19 protein-coding genes are annotated in these 20616 nt (G+C 70.8%); 7 read left to right on the top strand and 12 right to left on the bottom strand.

Going from position 1 to position 20616, the window contains the following annotated elements:
- Positions 1-6 precede the first annotated feature (6 nt).
- A complete protein-coding gene (locus ABZW30_RS40705) occupies positions 7-216 on the bottom strand; it encodes an MbtH family NRPS accessory protein (protein WP_355676351.1) in 210 nt (69 codons plus the stop codon).
- Positions 217-527: 311 nt separating this feature from the next.
- On the opposite strand from ABZW30_RS40705, the gene ABZW30_RS40700 reads away from it, so the two are divergent.
- From ABZW30_RS40700 to ABZW30_RS40690, 3 genes are read left to right on the top strand one after another with little or no spacing between them, the layout of a single operon-like run.
- The gene (locus ABZW30_RS40700; protein WP_355676350.1) at positions 528-1463 is read left to right on the top strand and encodes a TauD/TfdA family dioxygenase; all 936 of its coding nucleotides are present in this window, start codon (positions 528-530) and stop codon (positions 1461-1463) included.
- A 51-nt stretch (positions 1464-1514) separates the two neighbouring features.
- On the top strand, positions 1515-2510 hold the full coding sequence (locus ABZW30_RS40695; RefSeq protein ID WP_355676349.1) for a TauD/TfdA family dioxygenase: 996 nt from the start codon (positions 1515-1517) through the stop codon (positions 2508-2510).
- Positions 2507-3199, top strand: coding sequence for a 4'-phosphopantetheinyl transferase superfamily protein (locus tag ABZW30_RS40690; RefSeq protein ID WP_355676348.1), 693 nt, complete (start codon positions 2507-2509; stop codon positions 3197-3199). Before ABZW30_RS40695 ends, ABZW30_RS40690 begins: the two co-directional genes overlap by 4 nt.
- Before the next feature lie 233 nt (positions 3200-3432).
- On the opposite strand, the gene ABZW30_RS40685 is transcribed toward ABZW30_RS40690, so the two are convergent.
- From ABZW30_RS40685 to ABZW30_RS40675, 3 genes are read right to left on the bottom strand one after another with little or no spacing between them, the layout of a single operon-like run.
- The gene (locus tag ABZW30_RS40685) at positions 3433-4191 is read right to left on the bottom strand and encodes a DUF4097 family beta strand repeat-containing protein (RefSeq protein ID WP_355676347.1); all 759 of its coding nucleotides are present in this window, start codon (positions 4189-4191) and stop codon (positions 3433-3435) included.
- Positions 4192-4195: 4 nt separating this feature from the next.
- Complete coding sequence (locus tag ABZW30_RS40680) at positions 4196-4840, bottom strand: response regulator transcription factor (protein WP_355676346.1); 645 nt, start codon at positions 4838-4840, stop codon at positions 4196-4198.
- The gene (locus tag ABZW30_RS40675; protein WP_355676345.1) at positions 4831-6129 is read right to left on the bottom strand and encodes a sensor domain-containing protein; all 1299 of its coding nucleotides are present in this window, start codon (positions 6127-6129) and stop codon (positions 4831-4833) included. Before ABZW30_RS40675 ends, ABZW30_RS40680 begins: the two co-directional genes overlap by 10 nt.
- 268 nt (positions 6130-6397) lie before the next feature.
- Between ABZW30_RS40675 and ABZW30_RS40670 the strand changes: the two genes are divergently transcribed.
- Positions 6398-6712 carry a hypothetical protein gene (locus ABZW30_RS40670; RefSeq protein WP_355676344.1) on the top strand — a complete coding sequence of 105 codons (315 nt, stop codon included), beginning with the start codon at positions 6398-6400 and terminating at the stop codon, positions 6710-6712.
- 7 nt (positions 6713-6719) lie between these two features.
- Here the strand turns inward: ABZW30_RS40670 and ABZW30_RS40665 are convergent, their stop codons facing one another.
- Together ABZW30_RS40665 and ABZW30_RS40660 are read right to left on the bottom strand one after the other, a co-directional pair.
- Entirely contained in the window at positions 6720-7445 is a 726-nt protein-coding gene (locus ABZW30_RS40665) for an AfsR/SARP family transcriptional regulator (protein ID WP_355676343.1), read from the bottom strand.
- 204 nt (positions 7446-7649) lie between these two features.
- Positions 7650-8828, bottom strand: a complete 1179-nt coding sequence (locus ABZW30_RS40660) for a transposase (RefSeq protein WP_355676342.1) — start codon at positions 8826-8828, stop codon at positions 7650-7652.
- Positions 8829-9083: 255 nt separating this feature from the next.
- Here ABZW30_RS40660 and ABZW30_RS40655 point away from each other — a divergent pair, with 255 nt between their 5' ends.
- On the top strand, positions 9084-9674 hold the full coding sequence (locus ABZW30_RS40655) for a TetR family transcriptional regulator (RefSeq protein ID WP_355676341.1): 591 nt from the start codon (positions 9084-9086) through the stop codon (positions 9672-9674).
- A 28-nt stretch (positions 9675-9702) separates the two neighbouring features.
- On the opposite strand, the gene ABZW30_RS40650 is transcribed toward ABZW30_RS40655, so the two are convergent.
- Both ABZW30_RS40650 and ABZW30_RS40645 read right to left on the bottom strand, forming a co-directional pair.
- Positions 9703-10656 (bottom strand): NAD-dependent epimerase/dehydratase family protein, encoded by a 954-nt coding sequence (locus ABZW30_RS40650; RefSeq protein ID WP_355676354.1) that lies wholly within the window; start codon positions 10654-10656, stop codon positions 9703-9705.
- Positions 10657-10670: 14 nt separating this feature from the next.
- Entirely contained in the window at positions 10671-11300 is a 630-nt protein-coding gene (locus ABZW30_RS40645; protein WP_355676340.1) for a ScbR family autoregulator-binding transcription factor, read from the bottom strand.
- A 106-nt stretch (positions 11301-11406) separates the two neighbouring features.
- Here ABZW30_RS40645 and ABZW30_RS40640 point away from each other — a divergent pair, with 106 nt between their 5' ends.
- Positions 11407-12354, top strand: a complete 948-nt coding sequence (locus tag ABZW30_RS40640; protein WP_355676339.1) for a ScbA/BarX family gamma-butyrolactone biosynthesis protein — start codon at positions 11407-11409, stop codon at positions 12352-12354.
- A 342-nt stretch (positions 12355-12696) separates the two neighbouring features.
- Complete coding sequence (locus ABZW30_RS40635; RefSeq protein ID WP_355676338.1) at positions 12697-14361, top strand: hypothetical protein; 1665 nt, start codon at positions 12697-12699, stop codon at positions 14359-14361.
- 753 nt (positions 14362-15114) lie between these two features.
- Here the strand turns inward: ABZW30_RS40635 and ABZW30_RS40630 are convergent.
- From ABZW30_RS40630 to ABZW30_RS40615, 4 genes are all read right to left on the bottom strand, one after another.
- The gene (locus ABZW30_RS40630; RefSeq protein WP_355676337.1) at positions 15115-16317 is read right to left on the bottom strand and encodes a ParB/RepB/Spo0J family partition protein; all 1203 of its coding nucleotides are present in this window, start codon (positions 16315-16317) and stop codon (positions 15115-15117) included.
- Positions 16314-17468: a ParA family protein gene (locus ABZW30_RS40625; protein ID WP_355676336.1), complete on the bottom strand. Its 1155-nt coding sequence runs from the start codon at positions 17466-17468 to the stop codon at positions 16314-16316. Before ABZW30_RS40625 ends, ABZW30_RS40630 begins: the two co-directional genes overlap by 4 nt.
- A 648-nt stretch (positions 17469-18116) precedes the next feature.
- Complete coding sequence (locus tag ABZW30_RS40620) at positions 18117-19757, bottom strand: CocE/NonD family hydrolase (protein WP_355676335.1); 1641 nt, start codon at positions 19755-19757, stop codon at positions 18117-18119.
- A 516-nt stretch (positions 19758-20273) separates the two neighbouring features.
- Positions 20274-20616, bottom strand: a 343-nt coding sequence (locus tag ABZW30_RS40615) for a transposase (protein ID WP_355676334.1), incomplete at its 5' end; no start/stop codon positions are given.

Genomic DNA, 20616 nt, shown 5'->3' with positions numbered 1-20616 from the left:
GGAGAATCAGGCGGCGTTCTCAGCCATGCGCTGACGCAGGCTCAGCGGGCGCATGTCGGTCCACGCCGTACCGATGTGGGAAAGGCATTCCTCCTTGGTGCCGCGGGTACCCTCGGCGCGCCAGCCGGCGGGCAGCTCACGCTCGGCCCGCCAAATCGAGTACTGCTCCTCGTCGTTGAGCACGACCAGGTACTCCTGCGCGTTCTGCTCGGACATCTCGCTCCCAATACGTGTCTTCGTCCGCCTGGTGACGGACGGCGGCGATGCTTGAATACCTACTCTCCGAATGGCCCTATAGGTGGCCTATATCTCACCCGAGCACCGCGTCCGAGCCGCTCAATGGCATGACATGGACACTCTGAATTTGCACATAACCCCAGGTCAGAACGGTCAGATCGGCCCTATATTCAAAGAGTTGAATTTTGTAGACGGAATATAGAAAAGCGAAAGATCCTCTCCACTCAGTGATTCCGTGCGCTGCTCGCGGCGGAGGTGCCGCCGGTGGCGGAGAAAGGGAAAAGGCTGTGATGACGGATCGCCTGGCGTGGAAGCCCCTGGAGATCAGCCCGGAGAGTTCGGACGTGCCTGGCGACGCTGAGGGGCTCCTCACCGAGCTCCGGCGAACGGACATCTCCGCGCTGCTGACCGAGCAGAAGGCACTGGTGTTCCGGGGCTTCGGCATTACCGAGGAGACGCTCGGCACCGTCATGGACGAGTTGCTGCCGAACCGGGCAGCCTACGTCCACGGGAATTCCCCGCGGACCAAGGTCGGCCGGAACGTCTACACCTCGACGGAGTACCCGGCCGAGTTCGTCATCTCGATGCACAACGAGCTCTCTTACGCCCACGCCTGGCCGGAGCGGCTGCTGTTCTTCTGCGCCGTCCAGCCCGGGACCGGCGGGGCCACCCCGGTGGTCGACGCCGCACTGTGGCTGGAGTCGCTGGACGCCGAGGTGCGCGAGGCCTTCGCGGGCGGCGTCCGCTACACCCAGAACCTGCACGGCGGCCGCGGTCTCGGCAAGAGCTGGCAGGAGACCTTCGAGACCGACGACCCCGCGGAGGTCGAGCGGTTCCTGGCCGGCGCCGAGGCCGAATGGCAGTGGCGGCCGGGCAACGCCCTGCGCGTGGTCCAGAACCGCCCCGCCACCGTGAAGCACCCGGTCACCGGCGCGGAGGTCTGGTTCAACCAGGCCGACCAGTGGCACCCGGCGATGCTCGGCGCGGACGCCGCCGCCCTGGCCAGGGTGATGCCCGCCGACGAGCTGCCGCAGTCGGTGAGCTTCGCCGACGGCAGCGCCATCCCGCCCGAGTACGTCACCCAGGTCCGCGACCGCGGTCTGGAGGCCGCGGTCGACGTGGACTGGCGCACCGGCGACCTGCTGCTGATCGACAACCTCCTGGTCGCCCACGGCCGCCGGCCCTTCACCGGCGACCGCCGCGTCCTGGTGGCGATGTCCAGCTGAGGCCCTGACTGCCCCGTACGGCCCCTAGAAGATCGGGAGAAGAGGAAACCCATGACCACACTGCTGCCTGAACCGGTTCTGGCGCCCGCCGACAACTGGCTCGCGCTGACGCTGTCCGAGCAGGAGCGGCACGAGGTCGCACTGCTCGCGACGCAGCTGGCGTACACCGCGCCGCGGCTGATCGACGACCCCCTGTGGGTGGAGGCGGCACGGGAGCTCTCGTGCCGGCTGCCACGCCGCCTGCAGGAGGTGATCCGCGCCTACCGCCACGACCCCGGCGAGGACGGCATCCTCGCGCTGCGCAACCTGCCGGTCGTCGAGGAGGAGCTGCCGCTCACCCCGGCCGTACCGGACTCGGTCGAACGCGAGGCGACCGTGCCGGCCGCGATCGCCGCGCTCATCGCGCTGAACCTCGGGGAGATCGTCGCCTACCGCGAGGAGAAGTTCGGCGCCCTCGTCCAGAACGTCGTGCCCGTCCCGGGCCGGGAGACGTCGCAGAGCAACGCCGGCTCGGTCCCGCTCGAACTCCACGTGGAGAACGCGTTCCACCCCCACCGCCCCGACTTCGTCGGACTGCTGTGCCTGCGCAACGACCGCACCCGCACCGCCGGCACGCTCGTCACCTCGGTGCGCAACACCCTGGACCTGCTGCCCGAGCGCATCGTCGAGGTGCTGGGCCAGCCGCGCTTCCGTACCGCGCCGCCGCCGTCCTTCGGCAGCGGGGACTCCGGCCCGGTGCACCCGGTGTTCAGCGGCAGCCCGGCGGACCCCAACGTTCGCGTCGACTTCCACGCCACCGAGGCGCTGGACGAGGAGGCCGGGTTCGCCCTGACGGCCCTGCGCGACGCCTTCCTGCGGACCGCCCGCACGCTCGTCCTCCAGCAGGGCGAGATGGCCTTCGTCGACAACCGGGTGACCCTCCACGGACGCACCGCGTTCGAGCCGAGCTACGACGGCTTCGACCGCTGGCTGCACCGCACCTTCGTGAACCTGGACAACCGCCGCACCCGCGGACAGCGGCCCGGCAACGGCAGCGTCCTGGTGTGAGCGGCGGCGCGATGCTCGCGGACCTGCTCTCCCCGCCGGTCGAGGTCGCGGAGGCGTTCGCCGACCTCGACGGGGTCCCGCTCTTCCCCGAGGAGCGAGCGGTGCTCACGCACGCCGTGCGGCGCCGGCGTCGGGAGTTCGCCACCGTCCGAGCTTGCGCCCGGACCGCGCTGGCACGGCTGGGGGCGGCCCCGGCAGCCCTGGTGCCGGGGCCGTCCGGCGCTCCGTCCTGGCCGCCCGGCGTCGTCGGCTCCATGACCCACTGTCCCGGGTACCGGGCCGCCGCGGTGGCGCCGGCGGCCCGGATGGCCTCCCTGGGCCTGGACGCCGAACCCGACGAACCGCTGCCCTTCAAGCTGGGGATGGTGGCGGTCGAGGAGGAGCGGTCGATGGTCGCGAACCTGACCGACCGTCACCCCGGCGTGCGCTGGGACCGGCTGCTCTTCAGTGCCAAGGAGAGCGTCTACAAGGCCTGGTACCCACTGACCGGCAGCTGGCTGGACTTCGACCAGGCCGTCATCACCTTCGGGGCCGACTCCCCGGTCTTCACGGCCCGTCTGCTGGTACCGGGCCCCGTCGTGGCGGGTGTGCGGCTGACCGGCTTTGAGGGGGTCTGGGCCGCCTGCCGCGGACTCCTGCTGACGGCGGTCACCGTCCCCGCCGACCCCGCGCCCGCCGGGAGCGGTTGAACATCCCACTGCTCACCGCCCTGCCCGTCACCACGCCTCCGGCCGCCGCTCCCCGCGCGGACCGGGGGCGTCGGTGTTTCCAGGGTCGGTGTTTCCAGGGTCGGTGTGTCCAGGGGAAGTGACGAAGCCCAGACCACCGGGGGTAGTGATCTGGGCTTCGTCCGGGCCGTCACCGGCCCCGGCGGCCGCGGGGGGAGGCGGTCGCCGGGCTGCTCACCGGTGGCGGCGGTCGATCAGCGGTGGATGTCGATGCCGCCGCTGTTGGTCTTCACCATGACGCTGTGCTTGGAGTTCCGGTCGATCGGCAGGTCGATCTTCGGGGAGCTGTTCGCGCTCTGCGCCTGGATGTAGTAGTCGGAGGACGGCAGGGTGAGGTCCACTCCACCGTCGTGGGTGGTCACGTTCGCCGTGGTCGGGGCGGTGCGGAAGGCGGCCCGGACCTCGCCGTCCTTCGACGTCGCGTTCATCGTGTCCGAGCCTGCGCCGGCGACCTTGATCTGGCCGCTGCCGCTGTTCAGGGTCAGCGGGCCGGACGGGTTGGTGAGGTCGATGGCGCCCGAGCGGGTGGTGATGTCGAGGCTGCCGGCCAGGTCGTGCGCGGTGGTCCAGGAGTCACCGGAGGACACCTTCGCCGCGAGCTGGGCGGGCAGCGTGATGTCGAGCTTGATGTCGCAGTCGCCCGAGCACGACTGCGAGACGGTGATGGTGCCGCCGGACGTGCTGGTGGTGACGGTCGGCGCGCTGTCGGTGTACTTGCCGGTGGCCGTGACGTGCACCGCGGAGTCGTTGCTGGGGCTCAGCGAGACGCCCGCGTTGGCGGTGTTGATGGTCAGCAGCGTGGCGGAGGCGGCGTCGGCCTGGTCGGTCTGAGAGAAGTCCTTGCGACCGGGCAGCACGTTGAGCACCGCCCAGGCGCCGACCCCGACGACGACGAGCAGGACGAGCAGCGCGGTGCCCGTGATGAGCGACTTGTTGTTCTTGCCAGAGGACATGCTTTCAAGCTCCCAAGTAGCGTAGGACAGCCAGGACCCGGCGGTTCTCGCCGTCCTCCGGGTGCAGGCCGAACTTCGTGAAGATGTTGCTGATGTGCTTTTCGACTGCGGCGGGTCCGACGACCAGCTGGGCGGCGATCCCCGAGTTGGAGCGGCCTTCCGCCATGGCGGACAGCACGTCCTTCTCCCGGGGGGACAGCGAGCTCAGCGGGTCCTTCCTACGGCTGCGGGCCAGCATCTGCTTGACGACCTCGGGGTCCAGCACGGTGTCCCCCAGCAGCACCCGCTTCAGCGCGCCGACGAACTCGTCGACGTCCGAAACGCGGTCCTTCAGGAGGTAGCCCACTCCCCGGTCGTCGTCGCCGATCAGGTCGACGGCGTAGCTCTGCTCGACGTACGCGGACAGCACGAGCACCCCGACGTCCGGCCACCGGTTGCGGATCACCAGCGCGGCACGCAGGCCCTCGTCCACGAAGGTCGGCGGCATCCGCACGTCGACCACGCACACGTCGGGCCGGTGTGTGGCCACCGCCCGCAGCAGGGCCTCGCCGTCGCCGACCGACTCCACGACCTCGATGCCCTGTTCCTCAAGGAGGAGCACCATGCCCTGCCGCAACAGTGCGGAATCCTCGGCGATCACTACGCGCATTGCATTTCCACCTCGATCATGGTCGGCCCGCCCACAGGGCTCGTGACCGTCAGCTTTCCGTCCAGCCCGGCCACCCGGTCCGCCAGACCGGTGAGGCCGCTGCCCCGGGCCGGATCGGCACCACCGATCCCGTCGTCGCCGATCGTGACCATCAGCCGGTCGCCGATCCGCCGCACCAGCACCCAGGCGCTGGTCGCCGCGGAGTGCTTGCCGACGTTGGCCAGCGCCTCGGTCACCACGAAGTACGCGGCTCCCTCGACGGTGGCGGACGGCCTCGGCTCCACCTCGACGTCGACCGTCACCGGGATCGGCGACCGGGCGGCCACCGCGGACAGCGCGGCGTCCAGCCCCCGGTCGGTGAGCACCGGCGGGTGCAGGCCCCGGGTCAGGTCCCGCAACTCGACGATGGCCTGGCGGGCCTCGTCGCGGGCACTGTCGACCAGTTCCGCGGTGGCCTCCTGGCCGGAGCCCTTGAGCCGGGAGCTGACCCGTCCCAGGGTCATCGCCATGGCCACCAGCCGCTGCTGCGCACCGTCGTGCAGGTCCCGCTCGATGCGCCGGCGCTCGGCCTCCGCCGCGTCCATGGCCCTGGCCCGGCTCTGCGTCAGGTACTCGACCCGGCGGGTGAGTTCCACGTCCCGGCCCGGAGCGAGCAGGGCCCGGGCGATGCCGGTGTCCATGGCCAGCAGGGCGCGCACCGCGAGCGGTGACACCGTAGCACCGAAGAGCAGACCCATCGCCGCGACCGCCAGTGCGGTCAGCGGGTTGTCGACGACCAGCGGGCCGATCGCCGCCTGTCCGTCCGGCAGGCCCAGGTAGTAGAGGGGCAGCAGCGCCAGCATCACCGGGCCGGCCCACAGGAGCGCCACGGCGAAGAAGTTCAGCAGCGACACCGGCATCAGCAGGGTGAAGTACGCGGCCTGGCGCCAGACCGGCTCGCTGCCGAGGACCGAGGCCGTGGACTGCAGCGGACGCATCGACAACTCGGGCGCCTGCTGCCCGGCGATCTCCACTCCGGTGAGCACGGCGAACCTGCTGCGTTCGGCCCGCGCCAGCTGGTGCAGCGCCCATCCGGCGCCCACCACCAGGGGAATCCCGGTGAGGGCGACGGGCAGCAGCATGATGCCGGTCGCCAGCAGCGCCAGAACGGCGAATCCGGCCAGCGCCATGGCCCCGTCGGTGGCCAGGTGCGCGGACGCCAGCCACAGTTCGGGGGTACGCAGTGCCCTGAGGGGGTTGCGCAGCAGGCTCCGGCTCTCGGGTGCGGCCGTCGGCCTCGGGTTGTCCATCATCAGTTCTCAGCCCCGCCATCCGTCGGGGCCGGCCCATCGGCGCCTCTGCTCGTCCACGGCCGGCCCACGCTCCTTGCTCATCCATCTGCTGAACTCCGGGAAACAGTAGGTGTGGGGGCCGCGTCGGCGGCACAGGGGCAACCCACGGACGTGGGGTAGGGAAAACCCACCACGGGCTCGTGGGTCTTCATGACTGACCGCGGTGACCGTGACCGGCAGAGTTGTAGCCGTACCGACCGACCAGCCGAGAACGGGAAGCGAGCCGATGATGAAGACCGCTCAGACGTCGCGTGGTGATCTCACGGGCTTCAACGACAAGTTCGGCGACCTGATCGACGACCGTGTCGCGGAGGCGGTCGACGCGCTGCTCGACGACAGCCTCGACGCGGCGGTCGCCGGGCGGCTCGGCCGGTACCGCCGGCGGGCCTGGCTGCTGATGGTCGTGCTGATCGCGGTCGTGTCCGCGCTGTCCGTGGCACTGGTCGACAGCCCCGGTCCGCTGGCGGCGATGTGGGCGGCGGCCGCGGTCATCTGCGCCTGCCAGGCGCACGTCTGCCGGCCGTACGGGTCGTGGCGGTAGGCGGTCATCAGGCCGCGTCGCCCAGTTCGGGGCGGCCCATCAGGATCCCCTGGTAGACCTCGCGCAGTTGGATGCCCGGGTCCACGCCGAGTTCCTCGGCCAGGAGCCGACGTCCCTGGTGATAGAGGGCGATGGCCTCCGACTGGCGGCCGCAGCGGTGCAGGACGAGCATCAGCTGCGCTCTCACCCGTTCTCGGAACGGGTACTTGGCCACCAGCCGGAACAGGTCGGGCACCACGTCCTCGTAGAGTCCCAGGGCCAGGTTCGCCTCGATCTGCCCCTCCATGCTCACCACCCTCGCCTCCGTCAGCTGGGCGGCCTCCTCGCTGAGCAGGTACTCGGTGGTGTCGGTGAGCACCGGTCCGCTCTGCAGGTCGAGGGCCTCGGTGAAGTAGCGCGAGGCCAGCCGGTACCGGCGGTTGGCGAGAGCGGACCGCCCCTGTGCGGAGAGCTGGGTGAACTGCTTCCAGTCGAACGTCGCCGCGCCGATGGACATCGCGTAACCCTGGCCCTGGCGGGCGATGCTGGCGTGTCCGGCGAAGGCCTTCCGCAGCCTCGATATGTACGTGTAGATCTGCGCGTCGCTGGTTCTCGGCGGCCGGTCGCGCCACAGCACGTAGCTCAGTCTGTCATCGCTGACGACCTGTTCCCCGGCCAGGAGCAACGAGCTGAGCACGGTCTTGGGCTTGGTCCCGCCGAGGTGGACCTCCTGCCCGCCGACGCGGACCCCCACTGGCCCCAGGATGCGGAATTCCACTGCCGTTGACACGCAACGCCCCCCTGCCGTAGCGACGGGTCTTTTGGACCCGTGATCCTGGCCGGGCAGCGGTGCGCCCGACCCTCAAATCATAAAGAACATTCGCTATGTTTTCGGGGTCCGGAGGCGCACATCCCGCGACTTTGGGAAGTCACCCGGCCTGAGCCGGACCCGTCGGCCTCACCCCGCCGCCGCTAGCGGCTCCGCGGCGGCGCCCCGGCCGAGCCGCTGGTAGGCGTAGGCGGCGGACACCATCGTCATGTGGTGGTGCCAGCCCGGGAAGGAGCGCCCCTCGAAGTCCGCCAGCCCGAAGTCGGCCTCCAGCCGGGCCGTCGTACGCTGCGCCACCGCGTGATGGAGCGTCAAGTCGCAGAGGCTCTCCGGCCGGGCATGGGTCAGGTTGGTCAGCCACAGCCGCGCCTGGCCGCGGGAGCCCGGGGTGCGGACACTGAAGAGCCGGTACTGCCGCGGGCCCCCGGGCGCGCCGGCCAGTCCGACGGTGCCGCCCAGGACGGTCACCACGCGGCTCTGCCCGGCCCGGGAGACCACGGCGCTCTGCCCCGCCGCATCCGCCCGCCCACCGGGTAGCAGGGCGCGGGCCTCCGTCGCGGCGGGCTGCGCCGCGCCCGAGCGCTGCGGCAGAACGCCGCTCCGGCCGCCGGCCGTGACCCGCAGGCCCCCCGGGACCGCGACCACGAAGTCCCGCTTGCGCAGCCCGAGTCCGTGCACCAGCGCCTCGGCCCCGCCCTCACCGCTGAAGTCGGCCACCACCGGCACGGGAGCGGACCCGGAGGCCGCCACGGCGTCGACCAGGTCGAGCGCCTGCCGCGCCACCGAGCAGCGGCCCACCTCGTCGGGGATCCTCGTGCGCTCCCGGCGCTCGGCGTCCTCGGTCCACGAGGCCGGCAACAGCAGCCTCCAGTCGACCGGAACGGCCTCCTCGAGCGTCGCCAGGAAGGCCCCGACGCCGACCTGGCAGGTGACCGAGCGGCCGGTGGCGGGCACGAAGCGGCGGTGCACGCCACAGGAGTGCTCGCCCCTCTTGCGGAGCACGGCGGTGTCGATCACCAGCGCCCGGGCGGCGAGGCCCTGCCCGGTCCACTGGGCGAGCTCCGCACGGACCGGGGCCCACTCCCAGGGGCTGCCGTTGATGAACTGGTGCAGCGACTGGAGCACCCTGGGCGCGTCCTCGGCCCCGGCCGCGAGGCGCCGCACCGACTTGCGCCCCGGGGTGCTGAGCATGCTGCGCAGGTAGACGTGCGCCCAGCGGCGCTGGTCCACGCGCGGCAGCGCGTCGAAGATCCTCTCGACGAACCCCAGGACCGAGACACCGGAGCCCGGAAGTGAGGGTGTGAGCATGACATGTCCTCCCCGTGCCCGCACGCGGCCGGCGGGTACGGCAAAATAATAGCGAACACCCTCTTTTTTTGTTGGGGGTACCTTGTCGTACTGACGCATGGTCGGGCGAGGCGCTCGCCGGCCGGGAGCGACGGCCGGCCGACCCCGGCCGGGTTTCCGTCGAACCTGGCGCATCTTCGGCAACTCGCGCTTGCCGGAAGGCTCGTGCGCCGCGCAGTCTGGTCACTGGCTAACGGTCTTGGGCTCGGAGAGAGCATGGTGAAGCAGGAAAGGGCGATGCGCACCCGCAACGTCCTTGTTCGGGCGGCGGCATTGCAGTTCGCCCGCAACGGTTACGAGGGCACGTCCCTGGTGCAGATCAAGCAGGAGGCCGGCCTGTCGATGGGAGCCCTGACGTTCCACTTCAAGACCAAGGCCGAGCTGGCCGACACGGTGGAGGCGCGGGGCAAGTTCGTGGTGGAGTGCGCGCTGGAGCGGGTGACCGAGGTGTCGGCCCCATGGCTGGACCTACTCACCGAGCTGACGGTCGAACTGTCCCGCCTCCTGGAGAAGAACGTCTTCGTACAGTCGACGGCGCGACTGGGGCGGGAGCGGCCAGGCTCGCCCGACTGGTCGACGTTCTGGCTTCCCGAGATCAGACGCCTGGCCGAACTGGCACACGAGGGAGGGGAGTTGCTCTCCCCGGCGGCACCCGGCGACGTCACGGCGCTGGCCCGGCTGCTCGTCGCGGGGGCCGAGACGCGGATCCGGGACGACGGGCCCGCCGCCTCCTCCGAGGCCATCACCGAGGAGCTGACGCGGGTGTGGCGCCTCGTCCGGCCACGGATCTCCGACCCCGACCAGTGAGACGCCCTCCCCGGCACCCGGGGGCGGATCAGCCCGATCGGACCGCCGCCAGGTGCGAGCGGTACCACGGCGCCGCCTCCCCGATGCGGACCAGGGGGCCGGGTCCCGGCCGGCATCCGGCCGCGGTCCACACATCCTCGGACCGGTACCAGTGATCGCGTGCCAGTAGCGCGAACTGACGCTCGCTCACACGACCCGGCACTTCCTCCAGGCGCCGCACACACTCGGCCCAGGTGAGGTCACGGTCGACCCGCGGCAGGATCCCGTGCCCGGCCAGCGTCGCCATCAGGTCCCGGTTGCGCACCGGCGCCGGATGGCTGGCATGGAACACCGCGCCCGCCCCGGGGGCGGGCCGAGCGGCGAGGCCGGTGACCAGCCGGGCGAGGTCGGTGACGCCGACCATCGACAGCTTGCCCCGCCCGCCGTCCCAGTGCGCGGGCACCCGGTCGAGGAGTTCGGCCAGGACGGTGACCACCCAGCGGTCCCCCTGACCGACGATCAGCCCCGGCCGCAGCACCGTCGCCCCCGCCGCCAACGCGGGCCGCTCGGCGGCGAGTCGGGTCCGACTGGCCGCCGAAACCGGAGCCGGTACGATTTTTCCGATTTCGTCACCATGGTGTGGACCCGGACCATAAACTGCTGCTGTGGAAAGATGGACAATACGCCCCACACCGGCACGTTCGGCTTCGGCCATCAGAGCTGCCGTCCCTACGACGTTGACCGCGGCGCACTCGGACTCGTCCGAACTCAGCGACGCGGCCAGGTGCAGCAGCACGTCCGCCCCCTCGCAGGCCCCGCGCAGGGAGGCGGGGTCCGCGAGGTCGGCGGGGAACCACTCGCCGTCGGCCTCGGCGGAAGGGCGCTTGCCGACCGTCCGGACGACGGGCTGTGACGCCCCGTGACCCTGCTTCTCCTCCGCGAGCCAGCCCCGCAGTTCGCGCAGCACCGCCGAACCGACAAAGCCGGTGGCGCCGGTCAGCACGACGCGGCGCGGCCCTACGCCTCGTCCCACTCGAAATCCTCCGCCCGGGCCCGAAGACGCGCCTTCGCCTCTACCGTGGCGACCGACGGCAACAGGTAACGCCACAGCGCGGCCACGCGCTGGGGGAGGTCCTGCCGACCGGTCGCGATCTGCGAGAAGAGCTGGGTGCCGCTGTAGGAACCCACGATCACCTGGGCGAACTCCTTCTCGTCCACATCAGGCAGCAACTCGCCTCGGCCTCGCGCCACGAGCAGCTGTTCGTAGAACTGGTCCACCCACTGCTCGTACGGGGTCGCGTCCTGCAGACCGATCTCCCCCTGCTCGACGGCGAGCCGGACACCGGCGCGGAACACGACGTTGCGCCGGAGCTCCCGAGCGACGTGAAAGGTGATATCGATGATCCGCTGCAGCCCCTCCTCCCCCGCCGGAATCTCCACGTGGTCCTGCTGGCTGTTCATGACGGCCAGCGCGAGCCCTTGCTTCGACTTGAAGTGGAAGTACATCCCACCCTGGGTCACACCGGCGCGATCCATGATCTTGCTGATGCTCGCGCCGCTGAAACCGCATTCGTCGAACACCTCGGCCGCTGCACGCAGGATCGCCTCCCGCGTCTTCAGCGCCCGCTCCTGTTTGGGCTCAGCCATCAGTCCTCCGGGACCCAGTCGACAAACATAACGAACACCCTTTATTTTACATCCAGCCCCGGTCATCGCCGTCCGGAGGCCTTGGTTTGCTTAGGGGGAGGCAATCATGCTGCTTACTCACGTGCGTCCGGTCGCACCCGCACGCCCGGCTCTGACCACCACCGTGGCCCGCGAGTACGTCCACCGCGCCGCGTTCTCCGAGGTGTTCCTGAGCGGCTGGCGCAGCACCGGCCAGGACACCTTCGTCGTCACCGCCCAGTGGCCGCGAAGCCACAGCTTCTACCTCTCGGAGCACGGACTGCACGATCCGTTGATGCTCTGCGAGACGATCCGGCAGACCCTGCCGCTCCTGACGCACACCTCCTACGGTGTCCCCTTCGGACACCAGATGAGCTGGTCCCACTTCTCCTACGAGCTCAGCCCCGGCGCCCGGGCCATGTGCATCACGAACGCGCCCGCCGAGATCGAACTGCACGTGACGGCTTCCGACATCAGCTACCGCCGATCCGTACCGGTGGCCTTCACCATGGACTTCCAGGTCGTTCGCGACGGCGTACCGCTGGCCACCGCCAGCACCCGCTTCGGCTCCCACGCCCCCGTGCTCTACCAGCGGCTGCGCACCGGCCGCGCCGACGTCGACCGCATGTTCGCCGGGGCGCCCGAGCCGACCGCCCCCGCCACCCCGAGCACTGTCGGCCGCGACCGGGTGCGGGACGTCGTGCTCACCCCCACCGACCAGTCCGGCACGTGGCAGCTCAGGGTCGACACCGCACATCCCGTGCTGTTCGACCACCCCGTCGACCACGTCCCCGGCATGGTGCTGCTGGAGGCCGCACGCCAGGCCGTCCACGCGCTGGAGCCGGGCAGAATCGGGGCCGTCCCCGTCTCGATGGACGCGCTGTTCCACCGCTATGTCGAGTTCGACAGCCCCTGCTGGATCAAGACCAGCTCCACCGCCCCGCACTCGGGCGGCGGGCGCTGTGTGAACGTCACCGCCTGGCAGAACGAGGAACTCGTGTTCTTCGCCAAGGTCGCCACCGCGCCGCTCGCTTGACAGTCCGCAGAAAACGTGGCGGCGGCCCCCGCCACGGGTGGCCGCCGCCATGACGGCCCGCTCCAGGTGCTGCCAGGCACCCGGAGCGGGCCAGAGGTCAACTGCCCACCGAGCGCCAACTCAGTGGGCCACCGCTCGTTCCAGGCGCCAACCCGAACGAACGCACAGCAAGGTTCTGCCGAACCGAAGCCGATGAGGGCTTCTCGCCTCCCTACACGGAGACATCCACATGACACGAACACAGAAGCAGCACCTCCCGTATGAGAAGGGTCTGCTACCGCACTGCCCCGGCCGGAGTGATCAGACTCCCGCACGGGTCGAACAGCCATAGGGATGGGCAATATGATGAAGCAAACATCCCGTAATTTCCAGCCGTCCGGCGAAATCGACTCGCGGGACGTGATCACCCCACGGCAGCGTCGGCAACGGGTCAAGGTCCCCATGCGCATCGTGGAGTCCCCGTTCTACGCGGACGCGGCGCTCAGCGTCTACATCAAGGTCAAGGCACTGGCCCAGCGCCCCGAGGGCTGCACCGCCGGCGCCCGCACGCTCGCGTCCTACCTCGGGCTGTCGAAATCCACCGTCGAACGCGGCATCTCCCAGCTCCGCTCCGGCGCACCCGACAACGTGATCGAACTGCCGGAGAACACCCGCCGCTCCATGCCCGGCGGCTGGGGCACCACGTGCCTGCGCCGCGTGCGGCCGATGACATCCTCGGAGCGCTTCGTCTGGCTGCCCGTCGCCGCCAGCGAGGACCTCACCCCGCGTCAGCTGCGCGCGTACGCCGTCATCGCCTACGCCGTCGCCCAGAAGATCGCCCTGACCGAGACCGAACTCGCCGCCCACCTGCGCCACCACTCGGGCAGCCGCGCGGGCCGCCCGATCACCACGGAAGCCGCCGGGAAGGTGATCGACGCCCTGGAGACCACCGGCTGGGTCACCGTCGACCGCCGCGCCGGCACCCAGGGCCGCCACCTCTTCACCCTCGCCACCGGCGAACCGGCACCCCGCCCCGGTGACCCGTTCGACCTCTTTGCCACGCCCGGGTCTTCTGTTGTTGATGACGGATCAGGTTCCCGAGTTGATGACGGATCGCTCGCGTACAAAGAAGACCTCATGACTGACCGACCCGAGAACGAACGCCCGCTTGTCTCACCCGCCGTAGGCGAGGTACCGGTGGGTACGGCCGCGGGAAGCCCCGCGACCGGGCCGATGGAAGCGGTGCGTCCGGCCGAAACGGCCCGCTCAGGTGAGTCGGCCCTCCCGGGTCAGCCGGCGGCGGCTCAGCCCTCGCCCCCGCGTCTCGCGCTTCGCGCGGATGGGCACCCCGACACCCACGCCCCCGAACTCACCTACAGCCCCCGCGTCCACGCGGCCCTCGAGCCCGTCCGCTGGCTCCTGCCCGGGGCCAACACCTTCACGCAACGCCTCATCGGCCGCGAAGTCGGCCGCCAGCTGCGCACGGGCACCGACGACGCCAGGCTGCGGGGCCGCCTGACGGCCCGTCTGGCCGCCACGAGCCCGTCGGACATCCGCGACGTCGGCCGATGGCTCCTGGGCGTCGCACTGCCCCGCTGGGGCTGCGCCGACCCCGACTGCGAGACCGGAGTGCTCTGGTCGTCCGGCGCCCCGTGCCGGACGTGCCGGGAGGTCATCACCATCCGCCGTGCCGCCTCCCACGCCCCGGCGGGGCGCCCCCCGACCGTACCCGCCCCGCGCGCCAGCACCGCACCCACCGGACCGGCCCTTCTCCCGCGCTTCGGCCAATGCTGCCCCGGCTGCGAACGCCCCCGCCCGGTGGGAATGTCAGGCCTGTGCGGCAGCTGCGGGCACACCTCGCAGGCAGCCACCCCCATAGCCCTCCCGGCCCAGCGCTGCACCAGCGACGGCACGGCACACTGCGACCGGCCCGCGGTATCCGGCGGCCTCTGCTGGCGCTGCCGGGTTCAGGCCTCCTCCCCGACCCACACCGCCTCGACTGCCGCCCTGACCGGGCCTGTCCGGTGAACGTTGCCCGGATCCGAGCCCGACGAGCCCATGGGCACCCGATGTTGTCCGCGGACAACATCGGACAGCCCGCGGTCCCACAGGATGACGCGACGGCCGCACCGGCGACAGCCGTCCACATCGCGATGGTCCAGAGGATGAAGAGCACCGCACCGGCCGTATCCACGGAGGACGCCATGCCCCCATCCCCGGCATTCCTGGGGGATGGTTCATCGAGGCTCCTTCGGAGGGACGACCGAGACCGCACGGACCGGCGCGAGAGCCCCTCCCCGGTCAGGGACGGTCCACTCCCACGCCCGGTCAACACGCTAGGACCCGGAAGCGACTGCGACTTCTTCGGTCGTGCTCTTCCGCCCACACCCTCGCCGAGGACTGCCACTCGCCCCGACTTGGCCAACTCCGTGGGGAGTGTCATGAATGTGTGCCGTCGCCCGGCAGGCCATCGGATCGACCCGAGGAGACGGTCGCTCACGGCAGACGTCAAGGCAGGTTTCGCCACTAGAACGATCATCATCATGATCGAAATCTCTAGAAGAGCCTTCTGGCGGCTTGTCGGCCGGTCGACAAGCCCGACGTACCGGCAGCATCCTGAAAGGCGCCACAAGAGGCCTTTCTGCAGGTCACTTTCCTGCCATGAAGATGCAATTCCTGGAGCGGCGATCGCTGGAGAAGCAGCGTGGCCCCGGCGATGCCGGGGCCACATGTTGTCCGCGGACAACATCGGGTGCCACGCGTGAGGGCGAGCAGACGCGACTAGACGTGGGCGTGCAGCACCTCGACCAGAGCGAGGAACCCGTCGGAGTCCAGCCCAGCGCGAAGCGTCGCGGCCTGCTCGTCGACGGTCGCTCCGAGCGCCTGTACGAGCTGACGTGCCGTGGGGACGGGCGTCGGGTCCGGGGCAGGAGTCTGCCTGGGCAGCGGAGCCTGCTGGGTCTCGGCAGGGCGATCGACCGGCTCCTGCCGATCCGGCACTGGTGCGCCCGCATCCTCGTCCCGCGGGGCCGCGGGCCGGCCTGTGTTGTCCGCGGACAACATCTCCGGCGCCGAAGCCGCGACCGCCGCCGGCGCCACTCCCCTACCCGGCTCGGTTTCGTGCGTCGTGTTGTCCGCGGACAACACGGAGGCCTGCGATGGCTCGGCAACGGCAGGCCGCGCGGCCGGGGCGGGGATGTTGTCCGCGGACAACATCTTGAGCGCGTCCCGCTGGGCGATGCGCTTGGCGCGCTCTTCCTCCTTGAGCTGCTCCTCGAGGGCGAGGAGACCGTCGGTTGTCAGCGACTTGTCGTCCTTGTAGGCGCGGGCCAGGCGCCGACCGTAGCGCTCGGCCATCTCACCGGTGGCCAGCCGGTCCTGAATCGCCGAGGGGAGGGTCAGGAGCAGGATCTGGTTGCCCACCCAGGAGCGGTCCCGGCCACGACGGCGGGCGACCTCGGCGGCGTTGCCATCGCAAGCCTTCAGGAGCTGCTCCAGGCCCATGGCCCGCTCAATGATGTTGAAGTCCTCACGGTCCTCGTTCTCGGCCATGAGGTAGTCCATGAAGTCGGCCGGGCTGGTCGCCAGGTCGTCGCGGACCACGAAGTCGAGAACCTCCAGCCCCACCTGCGAGGCGGAGCGGTGACGGCGCTCGCCGTTGAGGAGGACGAACTCGGCTTCCTCGCCGATGAGGCGGACGTGGTTGGGCCACAGCGCGAGGTAGGCGGCGCGGGTGACCGCGACACACGCCGTGGTCTGCTTCTTCGCCAGACTCTGTCCCAGAGCCTCGCGCTGCTCCTCCGTGCCGTAGTAGCGGCGGGGGTTCATGGGGCACAGCGCGACCCGGTTCAGGGGGAGGCGCTGGATCTCGTAGTCCGGAATCGCTCCTTCGGCCTGGGCCTTGGCCCGGCCCCGCTCGCTGCGCGGCGTGCGGCTGATGGCCCCGAAGGCGCCCCCGGGTCCGAGTCGGTCGGCTGCCTTCACTTGGCGATCCTCCTCGCGATGTCGCGCATGACGTCGGCCTGGTCGCTGTCGGGCGCGTGAACGAGCAGCGGCGTCTTCATCCGCACGGCCTCGCGCTGGTCCTTCAGGTCGTTCACGACGGCGATCACCTCGGGGTGGCCGAGGCTCTTCCAGGAGTCGAGCGAGGAGGTCACGACGTAGCCCTTGCGGACGTCGTAGAGGTTGACGACGAAGCCCAGGTCGTGGACGTTGATGTCGAGGTCGTCGCAGAGGGAGTCGATCTGCTCGCGCAGGAGGGTGTAGGCGTCGGCGGAGGAGTCCTCGGCCTGAACCGGGATCACGATGCCGGAGCTGCCCGCGGGCTCGCCGTCGCGGGTCCGTGCGTAGTAGATCGCGTTGTCCATCGCGTACCCGAGGCTCGGGGGACAGTCGACGATCACGAAGTCGAACTCGCGCTCGATGGCGCCGAGAGCCTTTTCAAGGGCGGTCTCCTTGACGCGGATGTCGCGGGAGGAGACGAGCTTGGCGTCGAGCAGGAAGCCGTCGGTGCAGGCCGGCAGGAGGTGCAGGCGGTCGCCGAACGTTTCCCCCGGGATCTCGATGAGCAGCTCGCGCAGGTCGGCCTGCCGTTCGCCGCACATGTTCTTGACGAGGCTGTCGCCCTTGATCGGGAGGTGGTCGTGGCCGAACTGCTTGGTGAGGTGGCCCTGGGGGTCGAAGTCGACCAGGCAGACCCGGTAGCCCATCTCCGCGAGGGCCTGGCCGACCCCGGCGGACATGGCGGTCTTGCCGACCCCGCCCTTCTGGTTGCCGAACGCCACGCGCCGGGCTCCGGTCTGCGGCCGACTGCGGTGGGGAAGCGGGTTCGCATCCAGCCAAAGCCGGATCGCCTGCGCGAGGCCCTGGTTGAAGTTGAGCCTGCGGTCCGAGCAGTCCGCGCGGAAGGCCTTGTACAGCGCCGAGGGGACGTAGGTGGAGAACGAGTCCGACCGTGCGGTGTCGATCGGGTCGAGCGGGTGGTCGGCCTCCCGCCATGCCTGGATGCCCTGGGTGACGGCGTCCTGGATTGAGATGTTGACGGTCGCGGCGCGGATCTTCAGCTCCCGCCGCAACTGCTGGGGGAGTTTGGTAACTACCTTGTCCCGGTCATCGGGCATGGCTGGTGCGGTCATGAGGGGAGTTTACTAACCGCTGGCTTGATGTCAGTACACGCGACACAGAGCAATTCAGACTTTCCATCCATATCCCCCGGCTGCTCCGGCCTGCCGGTCGATGTTGTCCGCGGACAACATCTCCAGCCCGCCGGAGCAGCCCGGCGCAACCGACGTTCCCTCTCATGTTGTCCGCGGACAACATCTGGGGCGCCGAAGCGGCGACCGCGGCCGGCGCCACTCCCCTACCCGGCGCGGTCTCGTGCGCCGTGTTGTCCGCGGACAACACGAAGGCCTGCGACGGCTCGGCAACGACAGGCCGCGCGGCCGGGGCGGGGATGTTGTCCGCGGACAACATCTTGAGCCAGGCATAGTTCACGTCGGAGAGCGAGATCACGACGTCAGGCTGTCCGAGTCCCTTGAAGTCCTGGGCCGCGAGCGCACCCTGGCCGGCCTGGACGCCGCCGCCGAGCGCAGGACCTGACGCGGGAGCCGCCCGCCGACGTCCTCGTCCGCTACCCACGGAACGCACCTCCGGAAGGCCGGCGCGGCGTCGGTCGGTGGCTCCACGACCTCAGGGCCGGACGGCCGCTCGCCGCTGGGAGCCCACGGGCCCGGGAATCTCCCGGGCCCGCACGCTCTTGGGGGTTCCCGGCAGCGGCCGGACGATCAGCGCACCGGCAGCGTCAGGTCGGCCGGGTCGGCCGTGGTCGAGCCGAAGGTCACCCGGGAGCCGAGCGGAGTCCGCCCGCCGTACAGGGCGTCCCGGGTGCCCAGCACCAGTGCCAGGCGGTGGCCCGCCGGCAGGTCGTAGGCCGTGGCGAAGAGCGCGACATCCAGTGGGAACGGCTGCTCGGGCGTGCGCCCGGACCAGCTCTGCGGCGCGTGCGAGATCAGCCGGCCGACGCCCAGCGCGTCCACGTCGTAGAGGTAGGCGACGACCGTGCCCTGCGGGGCCGTCGCGGTGACCGTCGTGTGCACCCGGGCGACGCCGCGCAGCGACAGGCCCTGCGGGTAGGGCCTCGACTGCCGGACGACGGCGGCCGAGCGGGCCAGCAGTGGGACGACCACGGTCGGCGGCTGGTGCACCGCCTGGTCGATCATCCCGGACAGCAGGGCGACGCCGCCGCTCGCGCCGGAGGGGGTACCGCCGCGCACGGTGGTCCGCCAGTTCGCGGAGGCCGGATCGCCGGGGGTGTCGGCACCGAGGGTTTCGGCGCCGACCGTGAGGTGCTCGGTGCGGGAGCTGACGGACCGCCAGTCGGCGTGGTTCTCGGGCGCGCCGGAGGGCCGCACCTTCAGGTGGACCGGCTGCGGTCGGGTGTCCGGGGCCGGGGCGCCCTTGACGTACCGGTCGAGCCACGAGCGCGCGCTGTTCCAGGTGGCGTTGTCCAGTCCGAGCAGTCCGGTGAATTCCTGGCTCGCGTGGTCGCCCGGGCGCAGTTCGAGGCGCTTGGGTACGGTCAGCCGCTGGTAGAAGTCGGTGACCTGGCTGGGGTTGAAGAAGCTGTCGCCCCAGGCGTTGGCCATCAGGACGGCGGTGCCGTTCGCGTTGATCCGGTCCAGGTAGCGAGCCGGGGAGCGGGTGTCCGCCCAGTCGATGACCTCGGGCAGGTCGCGGTCGGCGAAGAGGTCGTCCAGCACCCGTGCGAACTCGGGGCTCTTGCGGCCGGTCGGGGCCTGGATGCCGGCGAGCACGGCCGCAGCCTGCAGGTGCCGGGTCTGCCCGCTGTAGAGCGAGTCGGTGAGGTCGGCCCAGCCGCTGAGCGAGGCGACGGCCTTGATCCGTGGATCGAAGGCGGCGCCGAGCAGGGTCAGCCCGCCGCCCAGCGAGAGCCCCACCATGCCGACCCGGTCCGGGTCGGCCGGGGTGTGCGCGAGCGCCCAGTCGATCACCGTGGAGATGTCCGCGACGTCCTTGGGCCCGGCGACGTCGACCTCCCCGCCGGAGCCCCAGAAACCCCGCACCGTGTAGGTGACGACGACGTACCCGTCAGCGGCGAGCGCACGGCCCTGGGCGACGTACTCCAGGTCGTTCTGCCCCCAGCTGGCCGGCTGCACCAGCAACGGGTACCGCCCCTGCGGATCGGCCCCTGGCGTCCCGAGGGCCGGAGTGAACACGTCGGCCCTGAGGGCGACGCCATCCTTCACCGGGACGTCGGCCAGGCGGAACGACCCGACACCCGCCGCGGCCGCGAGCGGCGGGTCCGCGACGGCGGGCTGTGCGACGGCGGCCCCGCCGAGGGCGAGCGTCGCCGCGAGGACGGCACTCGCCGTCCGGCGTCCACGGCTGGGGGTGGGTCGTTCCATCACGCGCTCCATCTGTGCTCGAACCGATCGATTGCCGGAGCGTAGCGATCTGACGCACAATCAGGGGAGATGGTGATCAGCCAAATTACCGGCCAGTAATACCAGTGGCTCCCGAACGGCGGGAGCACCACGGCCGGTGCGCCGGACCACTTGTCGGAGCACACCGCAGGAGTCGGCGCTCGCGTGGGAAGCAGAGCGGCCCGGCCCGCTGGTGCGGGCCGGGCCAGGGCAGCGGGCCGTCAGGTGCCGTGAGCGTCGGAAGGGCGGCTCGTTCGAGAAGGCGCCGGTCGTGGCGGCCTCGTGGGTCTCGGGGTCCCGGTCGTCCTCGTCGTCCAGGTCGCGCTCCATCCGCTCCCACACCGCGTCCGTCGACTCACCTCGACCTGCCGTCCTGCTGCTGACGCTTTCTCTCCCGATGCCCTGGCATCGGCCCAGGCTAAGGCGGCCGACCCGCCCGGAACGGGGTCGGGCCGGCCTCGGCCCACGTCCTTGACGGACGGGATGCTCCTATAGACGTCAAGCCGCAGGAGCGAGGTCGGTTTGAGTGATCTGTGCGGTTGGTGTGCTGGTCAGGGCGCGGTAGACCTCGCGGGCGACGAATCGCTTGAGGCAGCGCATGATGTCCTTCTTCGACAGCCCTTCGGTGGTGCGGCGCTCGACGTAGGCGCGGGTGCGTTCGTCGTGGCGCATGCGGACCAGCACGATGGTGTGCAGGGCGTTGTTCGCCGCCCGGTCCCCGTCGCGGTTGAGGCGGTGGCGGTGCATGCGGCCGGAGGAGGCCGGGATCGGCGCGACCCCGGCCAGGTGGGCGAACGCGGCCTCGGAACGCATCCGTTCGGGGTTGTCCCCGGCGCAGGTC

The sequence above is a fragment of the Kitasatospora sp. NPDC004669 genome (assembly GCF_040609455.1).
Taxonomy (GTDB): domain Bacteria; phylum Actinomycetota; class Actinomycetes; order Streptomycetales; family Streptomycetaceae; genus Kitasatospora.
Note: the sequence above shows the minus strand (reverse complement) of the source record. Positions and strands in the feature narration are given on the sequence as shown.